The sequence below is a fragment of the Neisseria sp. P0007.S010 genome (assembly GCF_051962875.1).
GTDB classification, from domain to species: domain Bacteria; phylum Pseudomonadota; class Gammaproteobacteria; order Burkholderiales; family Neisseriaceae; genus Neisseria; species Neisseria subflava_A.
In genome coordinates, this window is sequence record NZ_JBQCUX010000001.1 from 171,795 (window position 1) to 189,681 (window position 17,887).

At 48.7% G+C, this 17,887-nt stretch carries 17 protein-coding genes; 9 read left to right on the forward strand and 8 right to left on the reverse strand.

What is annotated here, in order from left to right; translation table 11 throughout:
* Positions 1 to 10 precede the first annotated feature (10 nt).
* From ACTHR7_RS00865 to gatC, 5 genes are all read right to left on the reverse strand, one after another.
* On the reverse strand, positions 11 to 1,015 hold the full coding sequence (locus ACTHR7_RS00865; protein WP_293204352.1) for an FAD-binding oxidoreductase: 1,005 nt from the start codon (positions 1,013 to 1,015) through the stop codon (positions 11 to 13).
* Between the two features lie 82 nt (positions 1,016 to 1,097).
* The gene (gene gatB, locus ACTHR7_RS00870; protein WP_440370155.1) at positions 1,098 to 2,528 is read right to left on the reverse strand and encodes an Asp-tRNA(Asn)/Glu-tRNA(Gln) amidotransferase subunit GatB; all 1,431 of its coding nucleotides are present in this window, start codon (positions 2,526 to 2,528) and stop codon (positions 1,098 to 1,100) included.
* A 102-nt stretch (positions 2,529 to 2,630) separates the two neighbouring features.
* A complete protein-coding gene (locus ACTHR7_RS00875) occupies positions 2,631 to 3,251 on the reverse strand; it encodes a trimeric intracellular cation channel family protein (RefSeq protein WP_049331484.1) in 621 nt (206 codons plus the stop codon).
* Positions 3,252 to 3,349: 98 nt separating this feature from the next.
* Positions 3,350 to 4,798 (reverse strand): Asp-tRNA(Asn)/Glu-tRNA(Gln) amidotransferase subunit GatA, encoded by a 1,449-nt coding sequence (gene gatA / locus ACTHR7_RS00880; protein WP_440370156.1) that lies wholly within the window; start codon positions 4,796 to 4,798, stop codon positions 3,350 to 3,352.
* 150 nt (positions 4,799 to 4,948) lie between these two features.
* Positions 4,949 to 5,239 (reverse strand): Asp-tRNA(Asn)/Glu-tRNA(Gln) amidotransferase subunit GatC, encoded by a 291-nt coding sequence (gatC, locus tag ACTHR7_RS00885; protein ID WP_063075405.1) that lies wholly within the window; start codon positions 5,237 to 5,239, stop codon positions 4,949 to 4,951.
* A gap of 224 nt (positions 5,240 to 5,463) precedes the next feature.
* On the opposite strand from gatC, the gene ACTHR7_RS00890 reads away from it, so the two are divergent.
* The 8 genes from ACTHR7_RS00890 (at position 5,464) to ACTHR7_RS00925 (ending at position 13,598) form a co-directional block, all read left to right on the forward strand.
* A complete protein-coding gene (locus tag ACTHR7_RS00890) occupies positions 5,464 to 6,501 on the forward strand; it encodes a rod shape-determining protein (RefSeq protein WP_070459838.1) in 1,038 nt (345 codons plus the stop codon).
* 11 nt (positions 6,502 to 6,512) lie between these two features.
* Positions 6,513 to 7,355, forward strand: a complete 843-nt coding sequence (gene mreC / locus ACTHR7_RS00895; RefSeq protein WP_199900785.1) for a rod shape-determining protein MreC — start codon at positions 6,513 to 6,515, stop codon at positions 7,353 to 7,355.
* A 4-nt stretch (positions 7,356 to 7,359) separates the two neighbouring features.
* On the forward strand, positions 7,360 to 7,857 hold the full coding sequence (mreD, locus tag ACTHR7_RS00900; RefSeq protein ID WP_440370157.1) for a rod shape-determining protein MreD: 498 nt from the start codon (positions 7,360 to 7,362) through the stop codon (positions 7,855 to 7,857).
* A 4-nt stretch (positions 7,858 to 7,861) separates the two neighbouring features.
* On the forward strand, positions 7,862 to 9,910 hold the full coding sequence (mrdA, locus tag ACTHR7_RS00905; protein ID WP_440370158.1) for a penicillin-binding protein 2: 2,049 nt from the start codon (positions 7,862 to 7,864) through the stop codon (positions 9,908 to 9,910).
* Positions 9,903 to 11,051: a rod shape-determining protein RodA gene (gene rodA, locus ACTHR7_RS00910; protein WP_440370159.1), complete on the forward strand. Its 1,149-nt coding sequence runs from the start codon at positions 9,903 to 9,905 to the stop codon at positions 11,049 to 11,051. The genes mrdA and rodA overlap by 8 nt, the downstream gene beginning before the upstream one ends.
* Position 11,052: 1 nt before the next feature.
* Positions 11,053 to 11,712: a MarC family protein gene (locus ACTHR7_RS00915; protein ID WP_440370160.1), complete on the forward strand. Its 660-nt coding sequence runs from the start codon at positions 11,053 to 11,055 to the stop codon at positions 11,710 to 11,712.
* 80 nt (positions 11,713 to 11,792) lie between these two features.
* Complete coding sequence (locus ACTHR7_RS00920; protein ID WP_440370161.1) at positions 11,793 to 13,136, forward strand: aldehyde dehydrogenase family protein; 1,344 nt, start codon at positions 11,793 to 11,795, stop codon at positions 13,134 to 13,136.
* A gap of 102 nt (positions 13,137 to 13,238) precedes the next feature.
* Positions 13,239 to 13,598: a hypothetical protein gene (locus tag ACTHR7_RS00925; protein WP_107810609.1), complete on the forward strand. Its 360-nt coding sequence runs from the start codon at positions 13,239 to 13,241 to the stop codon at positions 13,596 to 13,598.
* Between the two features lie 275 nt (positions 13,599 to 13,873).
* Here the strand turns inward: ACTHR7_RS00925 and ACTHR7_RS00930 are convergent, their stop codons facing one another.
* The 3 genes from ACTHR7_RS00930 to mltG form a co-directional block, all read right to left on the reverse strand.
* The gene (locus ACTHR7_RS00930) at positions 13,874 to 15,154 is read right to left on the reverse strand and encodes a malic enzyme-like NAD(P)-binding protein (RefSeq protein ID WP_080974648.1); all 1,281 of its coding nucleotides are present in this window, start codon (positions 15,152 to 15,154) and stop codon (positions 13,874 to 13,876) included.
* A 263-nt stretch (positions 15,155 to 15,417) separates the two neighbouring features.
* Positions 15,418 to 16,044: a dTMP kinase gene (tmk, locus tag ACTHR7_RS00935; RefSeq protein ID WP_440370162.1), complete on the reverse strand. Its 627-nt coding sequence runs from the start codon at positions 16,042 to 16,044 to the stop codon at positions 15,418 to 15,420.
* 67 nt (positions 16,045 to 16,111) lie between these two features.
* Positions 16,112 to 17,107: an endolytic transglycosylase MltG gene (gene mltG, locus ACTHR7_RS00940; protein ID WP_049331460.1), complete on the reverse strand. Its 996-nt coding sequence runs from the start codon at positions 17,105 to 17,107 to the stop codon at positions 16,112 to 16,114.
* A gap of 115 nt (positions 17,108 to 17,222) precedes the next feature.
* On the opposite strand from mltG, the gene ampD reads away from it, so the two are divergent.
* On the forward strand, positions 17,223 to 17,789 hold the full coding sequence (ampD, locus tag ACTHR7_RS00945) for a 1,6-anhydro-N-acetylmuramyl-L-alanine amidase AmpD (protein WP_440370163.1): 567 nt from the start codon (positions 17,223 to 17,225) through the stop codon (positions 17,787 to 17,789).
* The last annotated feature ends 98 nt before the right edge of the window (positions 17,790 to 17,887 follow it).

The following is a 17,887-nucleotide window of genomic DNA, read 5'->3' on the forward strand; positions in this document are numbered from 1 at the left end:
ATACACATCACTATGCCGGTGAAAAAGCATCACAGAAGAAGGCATCTTCCGGTAAAGCGCATTTTTGAGTCAGCAAACTTTGCGCATTCTCCGTCATGGCTGGTGACCCGCAAGCATAAACTTCATATTGGCTCAAATCAGGATAATTTTGTGCGGCAACATTTTGCACGTATCTACTCCCCCCTTTCCAATCGGAATCAGGCTTAGAAAGAACAGACGAGAATTTCGCATTTTTCAGACGGCCTATTAATGCTTCTGCTTCTTCCAATGCGTACAAATCCTCCTGCTGACGTGCCCCCCAGTAAAAATGAACCTGACGTTCGCTATTCTGATGAATCAAATCAAGCAAAATACTGCGGATAGGTGCGTAACCTGTACCCGTTGCCAACAAAATCATCGGTTTATTGCTGTCTTGTTGCAAAGTAAACGTACCCAATGGGCCTTTAACACGGACAATGCCTTTTTCTTTGATTTTAGGCTCGGCACCAAAAATCATTTCCGAACATACGCCATTTTCACGTTTACGGATATGCAGCTCCAAAACACCTTCTTGGTCAGGAGAATTGGCGATTGAATAGCTACGACTGATATTGCCGGGAAGCAGCAAATCAATATATTGTCCGGCATAAAATGCAAATGACGGCGCTTTAGGTAAAGCCAATCTCAACAAAGCAACATCATGTTTGATTTCAATCGTTTCGATGCGTACAGGCAAAGTGCGCACCGACAAAGCATTCGGATTAAACCCCGGCACATTGATTTTCAGGTCACTCTTCGCAGTAGTACAGCACAATAGCACTTTGCCCTGCGCTTTTTCTTCTTCGCTGATGGCTTTATCAATATGATCGCCCATTTCAAATTCACCACTCATCAACTCGGCCTTACATTGTCCGCAGGCGCCACTTTTACAAGAATGGGGCAGATTTAAATTCTGACGGGTCGCAGCGGCAAGAACGGTTTCATCATCGTTTGCCGTAAATGTGATTTCATCTGATAAGGTAATAGTATGTGTCATGGTATTTTAGAATAGTTTTAGAATCAAAAATAAAGGCCGTCTGAAAAATAAGACCTATTTTTCAGACGGCCTGTCCTATCTATCAAGCTAATTTAGCTTTAATCAGCTCTTGAACTTGAGCCGGGTTGGCCTTGCCTTTACTTGCTTTCATCACTTGACCGACAATCGCATTCAAGGCTTTCTCATTACCGGAACGGAATTGTTCAATAGCTTTCGCATTATTTGCCAACACTTCGTCCACCATCGCTTCAATTGCACCAGTGTCAGTAATTTGTTGCAAACCATGTTTCTCGATAATTTCGGCAATACCTGCTTCAGGCTCGACCCACATTACTTCAAAAGCTTTTTTCGCCAGTTTGCTGCTCAATGTTCCGTCCGCAACTTTGGCAACCAACTCGGCAAGGCGTGGAGCCGTAATCGGGCTTTCAGCCAATTCCAAACCTTCTTTGTTCAAGGTGGCGGCAAGCTCGCCGTTCATCCAGTTCGCCGTCAATTTACCTTGGCTGCAGGCTTTGGCCGCTTCTTCAAAATAGGCAGCTTGAGCACGGCTGGCAGTTAACAGGCGCGCATCATAGTCAGACACACCGTAATCGGCAACAAAACGCGCCGCCATTTCATGCGGCAATTCAGGCATTTGCTCTTTGGCTTTTTGCAACTGGCCGTCTGAAATAATGACCGGTAGCAAATCCGGATCTGGGAAATAGCGGTAATCGTGCGCATCTTCTTTCAAACGCATCACACGGGTTTCGCCTTTTTCAGGGTCAAACAACATGGTTGCCTGCTGTACTTTACCGCCATCTTCCAAGATTTCGATTTGCGCTTCCACTTCATAATTGATGGCTTGTTCCAAGAAGCGGAAAGAGTTGAGGTTTTTGATTTCACGGCGTGTACCGAACTCGGCCTGGCCTTTTGGACGTACAGAAACGTTGGCATCAACACGGAACGAGCCTTCCGCCATATTACCGTCACAAATATCCAGCCAAGTCACCAAACCGTGCAACGCTTTAGCATATGCCACAGCTTCGGCTGCAGAGCGCATTTCAGGCTCGGAGACAACTTCCAACAAAGGCGTACCGGCACGGTTCAAGTCGATACCGGTGGCACCGTTCAAACCTTCATGTACGGATTTACCCGCATCTTCTTCCATGTGCGCACGGGTAACATTGATGGTTTTAACCTCATCGCCTACTACGATTTCCAGTTTGCCGTGTTCCACAATCGGCAAATCCAACTGGCTGATTTGATAGCCTTTTGGCAAATCAGGATAAAAATAGTTTTTACGGTCGAACACGTTTTTCTGATTGATTTTCGCATCCAAAGCCAAACCGAGTTTGATGGCTTTTTCGACGACTTCGCGGTTCATTACCGGCAATACGCCCGGCAACGCGCACTCAACCACACTGGCGTGGGCATTAGGCTCGGCACCGAATGCAGTGGATGCGCCGCTGAAGATTTTGGATTGGGTGTTGAGTTGGACGTGGATTTCCAGTCCGATTACGGTTTCCCAAGTCATAAGGGTCTTTCTGTCGAAAAAAAGTTAATCGGTTAAATGAGTGATTCGTTTTTCAGACGGCCTGAATAAGAAATCCATAATTAGGCCGTCTGTAAGATAAGTTTATTTCCTGCGGCGTTGGAAACCGGGCAGTTGCCAATGGAAACGGTATGCAGTCAGGCGAAACAACAATCCGCCGGCAAAGAGCAGGTTTAACGTAAAAATATTAATCCAGCCCAAATGTCCGAACAGATAAATCAGCCCGCCAATCAAAATGGCTACGCTGCCGTAAAGGTCGGTGCGCAAAATCATCGGCACATCATTGACCAAAATATCGCGCGCAATACCGCCGCCAACAGCAGTCACAAAAGCCAAAGAAATAACTCCGAATAGATTGAGCTGCAAGGCCATACCGATTTGTGCACCGGTAATACTGAACGCTGCCAAACCGATGGCATCGGCAATAATAAAAGCAGCGGCCAAATAGGTGCTGCGATAACGTTGCACCCTTATCAACCATGCGATGGCAAGCGTGGCAAACACAACAATCAACGCATCGGTTTGCAAAAATACTTGCGGAATCCGGCCGACCAAGCCATCGCGTATCATGCCGCCGCCGACAGCCGTCAGTAACGCAGTAATGACGACACCGAGTACATCCAACCGCTTGTTGTAGCCGACCAAATAGCCGGAAATGGCAAACGCGGCTGTCCCAATGATTTGAATGAAGTCGGTGGCTGTCATAATTTTTAAATATCTACAATATGCAGCACCTCAATACATTCAGGCGCTTTTATATGGTTTATTTTCAGACGGCCTTAAATCATCAAGGCCCTAAAACATTATTCCGGCGCTTTGATATGCCAATCGCTGTTCAGTTGAACCTGATGTGCGGCGCCCAAAATTTTGGCTTCGGAGAAATAGTTGCCGATAAATTGCACACCAATCGGCAGGCCGTTTGCGCTGAAACCAGCAGGCAGAGTCAGTGCAGGCAAACCAGCAAGGTTCACGGCGATGGTGTAAATATCGGACAAGTACATTTGGACAGGGTCATGAATGTCGCTGCCAAGTTTTGGCGCGGCAGTCGGCGCAGTCGGCGCCAAAATGAAATCACATTGACCAAAGGCCGTCTGAAAATCATTGGCAACCAGACGGCGCAGTTTTTGCGCTTTCAGGTAATAAGCATCGTAGTAACCATGGCTCAATACATAAGTACCGATCATGATACGGCGTTTGACCTCGCTGCCGAAACCTTCGGCACGGGTGTTGCTGTACATTTCTTCCAAATCACCGAACTGCGCTGCACGATGGCCATAACGTACGCCGTCGAAACGGGACAAGTTGGTACTTGCTTCCGCAGAGGCGAGAACGTAATAAGCGGGAATCGACAATGATGTTTGCGGCAACGAAACTTCAACAGTCTCCGCGCCTTGAACTTTGAGCAAATCGATAACGCTTTGCAAGGCCGTCTGAACATCGGCATCCGCACCTTCGCCGAAATATTCTTTAGGCAAACCGATTTTCAAACCTTTAAGCGGCTTGTCCAAATCACGGGTGTAGTCTTCTTTGTCACGTTCCAAACTGGTGGAATCGCGCTCGTCAAAACTGGCCATTGCGTTCAACAAAATCGCGCAGTCTTCGGCAGTTTGCGCCATAGGGCCGGCTTGATCAAAGCTGGAAGCATAAGCAACCATACCGAAACGTGAAACCGTACCGTAAGTCGGCTTGATGCCGGTAATGCCGCAATGCGACGCAGGCTGACGGATAGAACCGCCGGTATCCGAACCCAACGCAGCCGGTGCCAAACGCGCCGCAATCACGGCAGCCGAACCGCCTGACGAACCGCCGGGAACATGTTCAAGATTCCATGGGTTTTTGGTTGCGCCGTAGAATGATGTCTCATTGGTCGAACCCATGGCAAATTCGTCCATATTGGTACGGCCAAGAGTAACCATGCCGGCATCCAACAGGTTTTGCACCACTGTGGCAGTGTAAGGAGAGACAAAGTTATCCAACATTTTGGAACTGCATGCACTGCGCCAACCTGTTTGGCAGAAAATATCTTTGTAAGCAACAGGCACACCGGTCAAAGCCGTTGCATTACCGGCCGCGATACGCGCATCGGCTGCTTTGGCTTCAGCAAGGGTCTTATCTTGATCGATGGTTACATAGCCATTGATGGCAGGGTTTTTCGCAGCAATAGCGGCCAAATATTCGGTCGCCAATTCGACTGCGGAAATTTGTTTGGATTGCAGCAGGCTGCTGGCTTGTTTGAGCGTGTAAGCGGTCATTGTGCCGTACTTTCTATAAAACAGTTTTTGCTTTCAAAACAGATATTGAAAACATCCGTTTAAATCAATAAATCGGGCCGTCTGAACAGAATATCCTTTCAGACGGCCTTGCAATAGGAGTTTGCAGATGAGCAAAGGCCGTCTGAAACCTTATTCTTCAATCACTTGAGGAACGATATACAGGCGGTTGCGCACTTCAGGAGCAACAGCCTGATATTCTGCGGCGTGATCGGTTTCAGTCACTTTATCTTCGCGCAGGCGCAAAGCGGCTTCGTGCGGATGCGCCATGGGTTCGATGCCGTCGGTATCGACGCTTTGCATGTTTTCAACCATGGCGAAAATGTCGTTCAACTCGGCAAGCGTTTTGTTTTTTTCTTCATCCGTTAAAGTGAGGCGCGAGAGTTTTGCGATTTTTTCCACATCATTTAAGCTTAAAGCCATAAAAAATCCTTGTCTGATAGCAATGCCTCTTGGGTTTGGGGTATCATTGCATTTCGTCTTCTATGAAGCGAAGAATTATAACCGAAAACCAAACAGGTTGGCATGGTGTTTTGATTCAGACGGCCTTTTAAGGGCGCATTTATCCGTCTAAAACCGTGTACCTGTTTTTCTTATTTTAAATACTGCTTAACACATCCGTGCTGGGCCGGAATTTCAGGTATCCTATGTTTCGTCTTTTATCTCGTTTCCTCTCCAATGATATTGCCATCGACTTGGGCACGGCCAACACGCTGATTTTTGTACGCGGCAAAGGGATTGTTTTGGATGAGCCGTCCATGGTTGCGATTCAATCCGGCGCAGGCAATAAAAGTAAAATTATGGCAGTGGGCACGGAAGCCAAAAAAATGCAGGGCCGTGCGCCGCGCAATATCGAAATCGTCCGCCCGATGAGGGACGGCGTGATTGCCGATTTTGTGATTACCGAGCGTATGCTGGGTATGTTGATTAAAAAAGCCACCGAAGGACGGTCTTTGGTTCCGCCTCGTGTGGTTATCTGTGTTCCGGGCGGCTCTACCCAAGTGGAACGTAAAGCAATTTTGGATTCGGCGTTTGCCGCCGGCGCGGCAAGCGTGCATTTGATTGAAGAACCGATGGCCGCCGCTTTGGGCGCGGGCTTGCCGATTGAAGATGCGGCAGGTTCGATGATTGTCGATATTGGCGGCGGTACGACTGAAATCGGTATTCTTTCACTGGGCGGCATGGCCTATTCTGCTTCTGTCCGCGCAGCCGGCGATGAATTCGATAAAAGTATCATCCATTACCTGCGCCGCCATCGTGGTGTCTTGATTGGCGAAGCTACAGCCGAAGAATTGAAGAAACAAATCGGCTCTGCCTCGGGCTTTGAAACCGAAACAGCCATGCGCATTAAAGGCCGCGATCTGGCCGAAGGTACGCCTAAATCCTTGGCAGTTACTTCAGATGAAATCCGTGAAGCATTGAGTGAAACGGTAAATCAAATCATCCGTGCCGTTCGTCTAGCTTTGGAACAGGCTCCGCCTGAATTGGCCGGCGACATCGCCGACCGCGGTATTATGCTGACCGGCGGCGGTGCGCTTCTGCACGGTATCGATACTGTCTTGGCCGACGCAACCGGCCTGCCCGTCGGTATTGCCGACCAACCTCTGAACTGCGTTGCCTATGGTGCCGGTAAGGCTTTGGACTATATCGGCAAATGGGATACCGTATTCACGGAAAACCCATAAGGTAGATGATTGTGGAACACTCTTCTTTGCGCTTTGACGAGGCAAAAGGCTCTAAGCTGTTGCCTCGTTTTGTCGTTTATATCGCTCTGGCTGCCGGTCTGATGGTGGCCGATTACCGCTTTTCATTAATGCAGCCTGTACGTGCGGCAGTCATGCCTATGCTCTATCCTGTTCAATGGCTAGCGAATCAACCTGTTCAACTTTATCAATATTTTGCCGACCTCTCCCAGTCTAAATCCGAGCTCTTGGAACAAAACCGCCAACTTCTGGAAGAAAATGGCCGTCTGAAAATCGATTTGCAGCGAGATAAAGTCAATACCGACGAATTGCGCGAATTGAAGAAACTATACGGTTTGCAACAAAAAGGCATTCACAACGTTATCGGTGCGGAAGTCATTTCCAATGGTAAAGATCCTCTTTTCGAAAGACTGATTATCGGCAAGGGCAGTCAAGATGGCTTGAAAGTTGGCGATGCGGTCATCGATCAAAGCGGTTTGATCGGCCTGTTGACACAAGTCCACACACAAAGCGCGGAAATTGAACTGATCTCAAGCGGACAAAGCATTGTCCCCGTAGCCGTCAGCCGCACCGGCGAACGCAATTTGGCATACGGCAATGGCAACGGTTTGGATTTGCGCTATTTCCCAACCGGTTCAGACTTGAAACCCGGCGATATTCTGCTGACTTCCGGCTTGGATGGTACTTATCCGGCAGGGATTCCCGTTGCAAACGTCAGCAAGGTTGTCCGCGCATCGGGAACACCTTATTACGATACGCAACTGACGCCTTTGGCCGCTTTACGCAGCAGCCGTTTTGTCTTGGTACTTTCTTCCGCCCCTTCTTCCCCACGCTGATTTCATGAACGATTTTGACGATTCTTACCGTGCAGTACCGCTACACATCATGGCGGCCAGTCTCATTGTGATGATGATACTGGACTTTATGCCGTTTTCCTTTGACGGATTCTTTTGGCTGCCTGAAATGACGGCACTGATGTTGCTGTATTGGACATTGCACCAACCGCAACGCGCAGGCATGGGACTGGCTTTTGCCATCGGTCTGATTGTCGATGCCGCAACCGCCGCAACTTTAGGATTGCACGCCCTGTCTTACGTCGTGATGACTTATTTCATTTTAAACCGCCGCCAAATCATGCTTTACGGCCACATTATGCAATTGGCCGCTGTATTGGCTGCGCTGCTTCTCAATCAGGCCGTCTTAACTGTTGCCCGTTTGTTCCTTAATCATCAGGTCATCACTTTGCAAGGCTTTGTTGCCCCATTTGTCGGCGCATTGCTTTGGCCGATACTCAGCCAGCTGATGCTGATTGTGACCCGTATTTACCGCTCCCGCTGAAAAGATGAAACCGACTCTTCCACGCCGTCTTTCCGGTGATCAACATACCAAAAAACCTTCCGCTCAGGCAGCACAAGCCGATGCTTTGTTGCGCCTGCTCGTTGCCTTTATCCTGATTGTCATCTTCTTTTCCATCTTGCTGGCGCGGTTCTTTTACCTGCAAGTGACTCAACACAACGAGTTTTCCGGCCAAGCATCGAGCAACCGCATCACCCTGATTCCAACGCCGCCCGTACGTGGCGAAATCGTCGATATCAACGGCGTTCTTTTGGCCAAAAACTATCCTGTCTTTTCACTCGAAGTTATTCCCAGCCGCATTGAAGGCAAGATGGAAGATATCATTAAAGCATTGAAAAAATACGTCGATATCACGCCGACAGATTTAAAACGCTTCAAAAAATACCGCGAAAGCTATAGAAAATTTGAAAATATCCCACTCAAACTCAGACTGACCGATGAAGAGGCCGCCCGTTTATCCGTGCATTTGCGCGAATTCAAAGGCGTAGAGGTCAACTCACGCACATTCCGCGAATATCCTTACGGCAAGCTGACCTCCCATTTCTTAGGCTATATCGGCCGTATTAGCGACAAAGACAAAGAAATGCTGGAAGAAGAAGGCCTGACCGCCCTCTACCGCGGCAGTACGCATATCGGCAAATCCGGCTTGGAAAAATATTACGAACACCAGCTTCATGGTGTTCCAGGCTATCAGGAAGTCGAAAAAGACGCTTACGGCAACATCGTCCGCGTATTGAAAAATGTTCCGTCCCAAATGGGGCAAACCTTGCGCCTGGGCATGGATATCCGTATGCAGCAGGAAGCCGACCGCATTTTAGGCGACCGCCGTGGCGCATTGGTGGCCATCAATCCGCAAGACGGTACTGTTTTGGCATTTGTTTCTAAACCTTCCTTCGATCCCAACCTCTTTATTGATGGCATCGACAGCGACACTTGGAAAATGCTGAATGACGATTGGAAAAAACCTTTGATCAACCGCGTTACCCAAGGCCTTTATCCGCCGGGTTCTACATTCAAACCCTTTATGGGCATGGCCTTGTTGGAAAGCGGCAAAATCACTCAAAACACCATCGTCCCCGCTCCCGGCGCATGGAGCATACCCGGCAGCCGCCATATCTTCCGCGACTCCGTCCGCAGCGGTCACGGCTCGGCCAACTTGAGCAAAGCCATTCAAGTATCCTCAGATACCTTCTTCTACCGTTTGGGTTACGAAATGGGTATCGATAAAGCCGCTCCGTATCTGGCGCAATTCGGTTTCGGCCAAAAAACCGGCATTGACCTGCCCAGCGAATACGCAGGCGTTTTGCCTAGCCGCGAATGGAAAGCCACACGCTTTGCCAAATCTTCCGACCCTACCGCGAAAGAATGGCGTGCCGGCGAAATGGTTTCCGTCAGTATCGGCCAAGGCTACAATGCCTACACGCCTTTGCAAATGGCACATGCCACAGCTTCTCTTGCCAATGACGGTGTCGTTCATCAGCCGCATTTGGTCAAAGAAGTATTGGACTTCGGCGCACGCAAAATTACCCGCATCAACCCTAATCCCGAGCGTCAAATTCCGTTCAAAGCCGACAACTTCGAATACGTCAAACGCGCAATGGAAAAGGTATTGAAACCGGGCGGCACGGCACACCGTATCGGTGGCGGACTCGCTTATACGATGGGCGGTAAAACCGGTACGGCCCAGGTCGTACAAATCAAACAAGGCGGACGCTACAACGCCGCAGCCCTGCGCGAACAACACCGCGACCACGCATGGTTTATCTCGTTTGCGCCATTGGAAAAACCTGAAATCGCCATTGCCGTTATTTTGGAAAACGGCGGCTGGGGTGCGTATGCCGCGCCATTGGCCCGTGAAATAACTGATTTTTATATGTTTCACGTCAAGCCGCAACAGTTTTCAGACGGCCTTGAGTCAGATTTAGCCAAAACTGAAACAACGAACAAGCATCAGCCTATTACCAGCATTTTCCAATCTGCCTACGGACTGACGCCGACAAGCCCTGCCTCACAGCCGGAGGTTCATCATGAATAACACATCAGCGTGGAAAAATTTCAAATCCACCATTGCAGCCCCGATTGACCCTTGGCTGTTTTTTGCCATGCTCGCCATCTACATCATGAGCCTGTTCCTGCTCTATTCTGCAGACGGGCAAGAGTTCGGCCAATTGGAAAACAAAACCATCCATACCGTTTTGGGCTTTGCCCTGTTATGGATTATCGCCGTATTCAAGCCGCAAACGGCTGCCAAAGTCGCCCTGCCTGTTTACATTGTCGGCGTATTACTGTTGATTGGCGTCGAAGTCGCCGGCGTTACCGTCAACGGCTCGACCCGTTGGCTGAGTCTCGGCTTTACCCGTATCCAACCTTCCGAAATTATGAAAATCGGTATTCCCATGACTGTCGCGTGGTATTTCCAACGCTATGAAGGCCGTCTGAAATGGATACATTATATTGTCGCCCTCGTTCTGATTCTTGTTCCTGTCGCCCTGATTTTGAAACAGCCAGATCTGGGTACAGCCGCACTGATTATGGCTTCGGGCATTTTTGTCATCTTTTTTGCCGGATTGCCCTGGAAAGCCATTTTTGCCGCTATTATTGCCTTTGTGGCCGCTTTGCCGCTCTTGTGGAATTACGGCATGCACGACTACCAGAAAACCCGCGTCCTCACCCTGCTCGACCCAACCAAAGACCCGTTGGGCGCAGGCTACCACATCATCCAATCCATGATTGCCATCGGCTCGGGAGGCGTATGGGGTAAAGGCTGGCTCAACGGTACGCAAACCCATTTGGACTATATTCCCGAATCAACGACTGACTTTATTTTCGCAGTATTCGGCGAAGAATTCGGCCTGATTGGCAATATGCTTTTACTGCTGGTTTACCTCATCATTCTGGCACGAGGATTGTGGATTGCCGCGCAAGCTCAATCCCTTTACAGCCGTACTCTGGCAGGCGCGTTGACCATGACCTTTTTCTGCTACGCCTTTGTAAACATGGGCATGGTCAGCGGTATTTTGCCCGTCGTAGGCGTCCCCCTTCCCTTGGTCAGCTACGGCGGTACGGCTACGCTTTCCATCATGGTGGTGCTCGCCCTGCTGATGGGTATTGCCAACGAACACAAAAACCGCCGCCGTAATGCGGATAACGATGACCTAACTGAAAGCGAGGAATAATATGGAACTGGGTGTAGAAATCGGCAAGCTGCTTGTGGCATTTCTCGTGCTGATTAATCCTTTCAGCGCGCTCTCAATTTATCTTGATCTGACACAAAACCACAGCACCAAAGAAAAGCGCAGAATCGCGCGTACTGCCGCATTGGCTGTTTTCATCGTAATCATCGTCTTTGCACTGAGCGGCGGTATCTTATTGAAAGTACTCGGCATCAGCGTCGGCTCTTTCCAAGTCGGCGGCGGTATTCTGGTTTTGCTAATTGCCATCTCCTTAATGAACGGCAACGATAATCCTGCCAAACCCAAAATTGATCCCCATTCAGAAGAACATCAAAGTGCGCAACAAGTCCGCCGCAATGAAAAAGCCATTGCCGTCGTACCCATTGCCATTCCGATTACCATCGGCCCCGGCGGTATCTCTACCGTCATTATTTACTCCTCTGCTGCCAAAAATTACAGCGATATTGCCCTAATTATCATCTCCGGCTTTCTGGTCAGCCTGATTTGCTATCTCATCCTGATCGTTGCCGGACGCATCAGCAAACGCTTGGGCACGACCGGCCTGACCATCCTCAACCGCATCATGGGCATGATGCTTGCCGCCATTTCCGTAGAGATTATTGTTGCCGGCTTAAAATCCATTTTCCCCCAACTGGTCGCTTGAAGTACAATTATCACAATAAAAGGCCGTCTGAAACATTTTCAGACGGCCTCATAAAAACATAAAAACAAAGGAGCCTAGCCATGTTTCACAGCACCCATGTCTTTACCGGTGAAACCATTTACCGCCGACCGGCGCAAAGTTATACCGAGTTTACCGACGAATTAAACCGCCTCCAAACCCTTCAACAAACCTTCGCCCAATCAAGCATTACCGAGCGCACCGCCCTCTTACAGCAATTTGCCAACAGCCTTACCAAAAACCAAGAACGCCTCGCTGAAATGGTTTGCGAAGAAGTCGGACGCTGCCTGCACGAATGCCGTGCCGAAATCAGCAAATCCATCGAGCTTATCCGCTACTACGTCCGTCTTGCCCCCGAACTGCTTGCCCATAAAACCATCGCTACCCAAGCCAGCCTCAGCCAAGTCCGCTTCGAGCCTTTGGGCGTTGTTTTGGCAGTCATGCCGTGGAATTATCCTATTTGGCAGATTTTACGATTTGCCATCCCTGCCCTTTGTGCAGGCAATGCCTGCGCGGTCAAACCTGCGCCCAGTGTCGCCCGCGTCAGCGAAACCCTATTCAGCCTTGTCCCCGAAGGTTTGCCGCTTATCGGCGCATGGTTAAGCCATGAAGACACGCTTCAAGCCATTGAAGATACCGATGCCATGGCATTTACCGGTTCGACCCATACCGGTCGCTTGCTGGCCGCCCATGCGGGCAGACATCTGAAAAAAACCGTCCTTGAACTGGGCGGCAGCAATCCGTTCATTATCCTGCCTGATGCCGATCTGCAACGTGCAGCCATCGATGCCTGCTATTCGCGTTTCCGCGATGCCGGACAATCCTGCAATGCCGCCAAACGCATCATTGTTACCCAAGATATTGCCGAACAGTTTATCCCGCTTTTCCTTGCCGAGTGCGCCAAACTGCAAACCGGCAACCCCAAAGATCCGAATACCACCCTTGCCCCGCTTCACCGCCAAGACCTGCGTCAAAACGTGCACGAGCAGGTTCAAGATGCGGTTGCACACGGTGCGCAATGCTTGAGCGGCGGCTATATTCCTGAGGGAGAAAGCTGGTTTTACCCTGCCACGGTATTGGATCAAGTCAATCCAAACTGCCGCGTTTGGCACGAAGAAGTCTTCGGCCCAGTTGCCATGATTTTACGCGCCGACAATCCGGATCACGCCGTCGCACTTGCCAATGACACACCTTTCGGCCTCGGCGCCTGTATCTACACAGCGGACACAGCAAATGCATGGCAATACGCCGAAAAAATCCAAGCAGGCTCTGTCTTTATCAACCGTCATACCAGCAGCGACCTGCGCCTCCCCTTTGGCGGCGTCAAAGCTTCCGGCTATGGACGCGAGCTATCAGAATTCGGGCTGTACGAGTTCGTCAACGTCAAAACCTATTGGCAAAAATAAACCGTTTCATTAACTCAGGCCGTCTGAAACCGTTTTCAGACGGCCTGATAAGGTGGAAAATTTGACAATCCACCTTATATTAAAGTTCAGTAAGGAAAATTTATGATTTCTGATTTTTGTAAATTATTTATTAGTAGTCAAGATAAAAATCTAATCTCTGCAGCGATTGAAAATTTCTTTAAATCACCATTAATAAATGGTAAATATATAGAAACTGAAATGTTAGATATTTATTTTTTTAATAATGATGAATTTGATGAAAAACGTAATTTTAACTTTAAAGATAATTTTTTATATTTTCCATTTATCATAGAGATAATTATGTTAAATCAATATGATATTGATGAATGTATCAATAAAATTAATAATTTTTTAGAATATTTAAACCATGCAAATATTATCACAATTATTTCTTGTGATTTCGAAGAAATGGTACCAGCTTTAAATAGGTATAAACCATAGCGAGCGTAGCGTGGGTCGCCGATAAGTTGTTTAAAAAAGCTGGCAAAAATATTGTATTTAATCCCGTACAAACCCTGCAAAGTCAAAGCCGCTCAAAAATAAGAAACCTATCTTAGAAAACAATCCATATTCCCACGTCGATTTTGAACCAGCAGATTATCGTATTCTTTATTACAATTACTGCATTAAGCCATTTCTAAAATACCCAATAAACAAAAGGGCCGTCTGAAATACAACTTTCAGACGGCCTTTTCAATCAAGCACTATTTACTGAATTACAGTTCCCATGCAGCCAATTTAGCAGCGTACGCATCCAAGTCAGCGATTGGACGGGTAGCCACGCCGCTTTCCATAGCTGCTTTAGCGGTAGCAGAAGCAACGCGAGGTAACAGGCGGGAGTCGAATGGAGTAGGAATTAGGTATTCCGCGCCGAATTCAAATTTCTTACCATAAGCGGCAACCACTTCTTCAGTTACTTCTTCCATTGCCAAGTCAGCCAAAGCGTATACGCAAGCGCGTTTCATTTCTTCGTTGATGGTGGTCGCGCCGACATCCAATGCGCCACGGAAGATGAATGGGAAGCACAATACGTTGTTTACTTGGTTCGGGAAGTCTGAGCGGCCGGTACCGATGACCACATCCGGACGGGTTTCTTTTGCCAATGGAGGCAGAATTTCCGGATTTGGGTTTGCCATAGCGAACACGATTGGTTTTTCGTTCATGGTATTCAGCATTTCAGGAGTCAGCAGGTTTGCACCGGACAGACCCAAGAAGATGTCTTTACCTTTAACGGCATCAGCCAATACGCGTTGGCCGTTGTCTTCGATGGCGTAGAACTGTTTGGACTCGTCCATACGGTCTTTGTCTTCGCGTGTTTTGTAAATCACGCCTTTGGAGTCGCAGACAGTTACGTTTTCACGTTTCAGACCCAAATCCAGCAATTGGTTCAAGCAGGCAATCGCTGCAGCACCTGCGCCGGAGCACACCAAAGTCGCTTCTTCAATTTTGCGGCCGGTATAACGCAAAGCGTTCAGTACAGCGGCAGCGGTAATGATGGCGGTACCGTGTTGGTCGTCGTGGAATACAGGGATTTTGCAACGTTTGCGCAATTCGCGTTCGATGTAGAAGCACTCAGGCGCTTTGATGTCTTCGAGGTTGATACCGCCGAAAGTCGGTTCCAAAGAAGCGATGATGTCTACCAGTTTTTGCGGGTCTTTTTCATCGATTTCGATATCGAATACGTCAACACCGGCGAATTTTTTGAACAATACGCCTTTGCCTTCCATTACAGGTTTACCGGCCAATGCGCCGATATTGCCCAAACCCAACACTGCTGTACCGTTGGAAATCACGGCAACCAAGTTGCCTTTGGCAGTGTATTTGTAGGCAGTTTGCGGATCGGCATGGATTTCCATACAAGGAGCGGCTACGCCCGGAGAGTACGCCAACGCCAAGTCTTTAGAAGTAGCCAAAGATTTGGTTGGGGTAACGGAGATTTTGCCCGGCACGGGGAATTCGTGGAACTGCAGGGCGGCTTCTTTTAATGAATTTTCCATTTATCGATCCTGTTTGCGAGAGAGATTTTACAGCGAACAAGTCTGAAACAGGCTGCTTCAGACGTTTAAAATTTCTAAAGTCGGGTTGTTAACAGACCGGCTTTGTAAGAGGCCGTAATTTTATCATGTTCTTTTGGTGGCGCATACCGATATTTATTACATTTGTTTTGATGTTTCGTTTTATTTGGTTTTATACCTAAAAACTTCTGTAATAATATTTCTTCGCCACACTACCCTTCTTTCAGACGGCATTTTATTTAAACTTAAACATTCAATCTAAAATGACTGTCTAGCGCGGTTTCAATCTGATTTTTTACTGAGTCCAGACTTTGGCTGCTGTCGATGACGGCATAGCGTTCCGGCTGTTCGTTAGCACGTTGCAGATATACTTCGCGCACCCGATTGAAAAACTCGGCTTCTTCTTGTTCAAAGCGGTCTTTCTCACGCGTTTGGTTGATGCGCGCCATTGACACTTCCAAAGGCACATCCAACAGCAAAGTTAAATCTGGGCGGAAATCACCCTGCACCCAATGCTCAAGCGTGGCAATATCTTGCAAGGGAACGCCGCGTCCGCCGCCTTGATAGGCAAACGTTGCATCGGTAAAGCGGTCGGAAACGACATGCGTGCCGTTTTTCAGGGCATGCAGAATGACGGTTTCCAAGTGTTGCTGTCTGGCGGCAAACATCAACAGGGTTTCGGTACGCAGGCTGACTTGGGTGGCAGGGTTGAGCAGGATTTCGCGCAATGCTTCTCCGGCCGGAGTACCTCCCGGTTCGCGCGTAAACAATACGGGCAGTTGGTGTTTCTCAAACCATGCTTTCATTACGGCGAGGTTGGTGGACTTGCCTGCGCCGTCTATACCATCAAGGGTAATAAATCTGGGTTTCATATGGATATCGTCAATTTAAAGGCCGTCTGAAACTGGGATTATAAATGTTTCAGACGGCCTATTCGGTTTATTTCTTCAAAATATATTTGCGTACGGCAGCGTTGTGTTCAGAAAGATTGTGGCTGAACTCGCTCAGGCCCGTACCATCCATTTTTGAGACGAAATACAGATATTTTTCATCAGACGGATGACCCGCCGCTTCAAGCGCGGCCTTGCCGGGAAGCGCAATCGGCGTCGGTGTCAGACCGCTGCGCGTATAGGTATTGTAAGGCGTATCGCGTTGCAGGTCGGCTTTGCGGATTCTGCCTTTATACGCATCGCCCATGCCATAAATCACGGTCGGGTCGGTTTGCAGGCGCATGCCGATATTCAGGCGGTTGACGAATACGGCGGCCACATGGGCGCGGTCGTCTTCATGCGCGGTTTCTTTTTCAATCAGACTCGCCATAATCAGCATTTCGTACGGATTTTTATAAGGTAGGCCGCTTTGACGGTCGTCCCATGCTTCTTGCAGGTTTTCCCGCATTTTACGGTAGGCGATTTTGTAAATTTGAAGATCGCTGCCGCCGGCATCAATTTCGTAACTATCCGGGAAAAACTGTCCTTCAGGATTGCTGCTCAAGGCATCGGGTGCTACTTCAGCCATCAGTTTTTCATCGCTCCAACCGCGCGTATCATGGGCAATATCGGCAGTATTGTCGATAATACGGCGCATTTGGGCAAACCGCGCACCCTCTAGAATTTGCACGCTGACCGAATCAGGGCGGCCTTTTTTAATGCGTTTTAAAATGTCCCAAGCCGATACTTTGGCAGACAAACGGTAAGAACCGGCATTGAGTTGGTTGTGTACGCCCATCACATATGCGGCGGCTACCAGCACATAACGGTTATAAACGATGCCGTCTTGAGCCAGTTTGCGGCTGACGGAAGAGATACCTTGGTTTTTGGTAATGGTAATACGGTATGGTTTGCCGTTGTCTTTCGGAACAAACAACAATGCAGCAACCACAGCGGCAAATGCCGTCAAAAATACGGCCAGCCATTTCAACAATTTTTTCAGCATGGTAGGATTCTTGGTTTGTGAACGTGTCGGGCGACAGTATAACCGAAAACAAGTCCACCAAGCCTGCCACCTTCCCCAACGTATGTTTTCCTATCCCGAAAGGCCGTCTGAAACCATGAATTCCTCTTCAAAAAACACTTGGCAAAACGGCCGTTGGCTGAATGCACGCCAAACTCACTCACCCAATTTCAGCCCGCGCGAACCGGATGAAGACATCTCATTGGTTGTTCTCCACAATATTTCCCTCCCTCCTTTTGAGTACAACACAGGGGCAGTGGAAAAATTGTTTACCAACCAAATCAACCCTGACGAACATCCTTTCTTCAGCATCATCCACACCCTGCGCGTCTCCAGCCATTTTTTCATCAGCCGTGAGGGCGAAACCGTCCAATTTGTTTCCTGCGACGACATGGCCTATCATGCAGGTATATCGTCGTTTCAAGGCAGAGAAAAATGCAACGCCTTTTCCATCGGTATCGAACTGGAAGGCTGCGATTTCGAGCCTTTTACCGAAGCACAATACACCAGCCTGCAAGCCTTGTTGACCGCCATTTCCGAGCATTATCCGATTCAGGCCGTTACCGGTCATCAGGACATCGCGCCGGACAGGAAAACCGATCCCGGACATTTCTTCGATTGGCCACGCCTTCAACAAGCAGGTTTTCCCGTCCGGCGCGGATAACTTTCAGACGGCCTGAACACTGATTGGCAGACATAATGCTGTCACAACCGTTTATTTTCGTTATAATTCAGCTATTCATTCGGACGCATAAAGTCCGG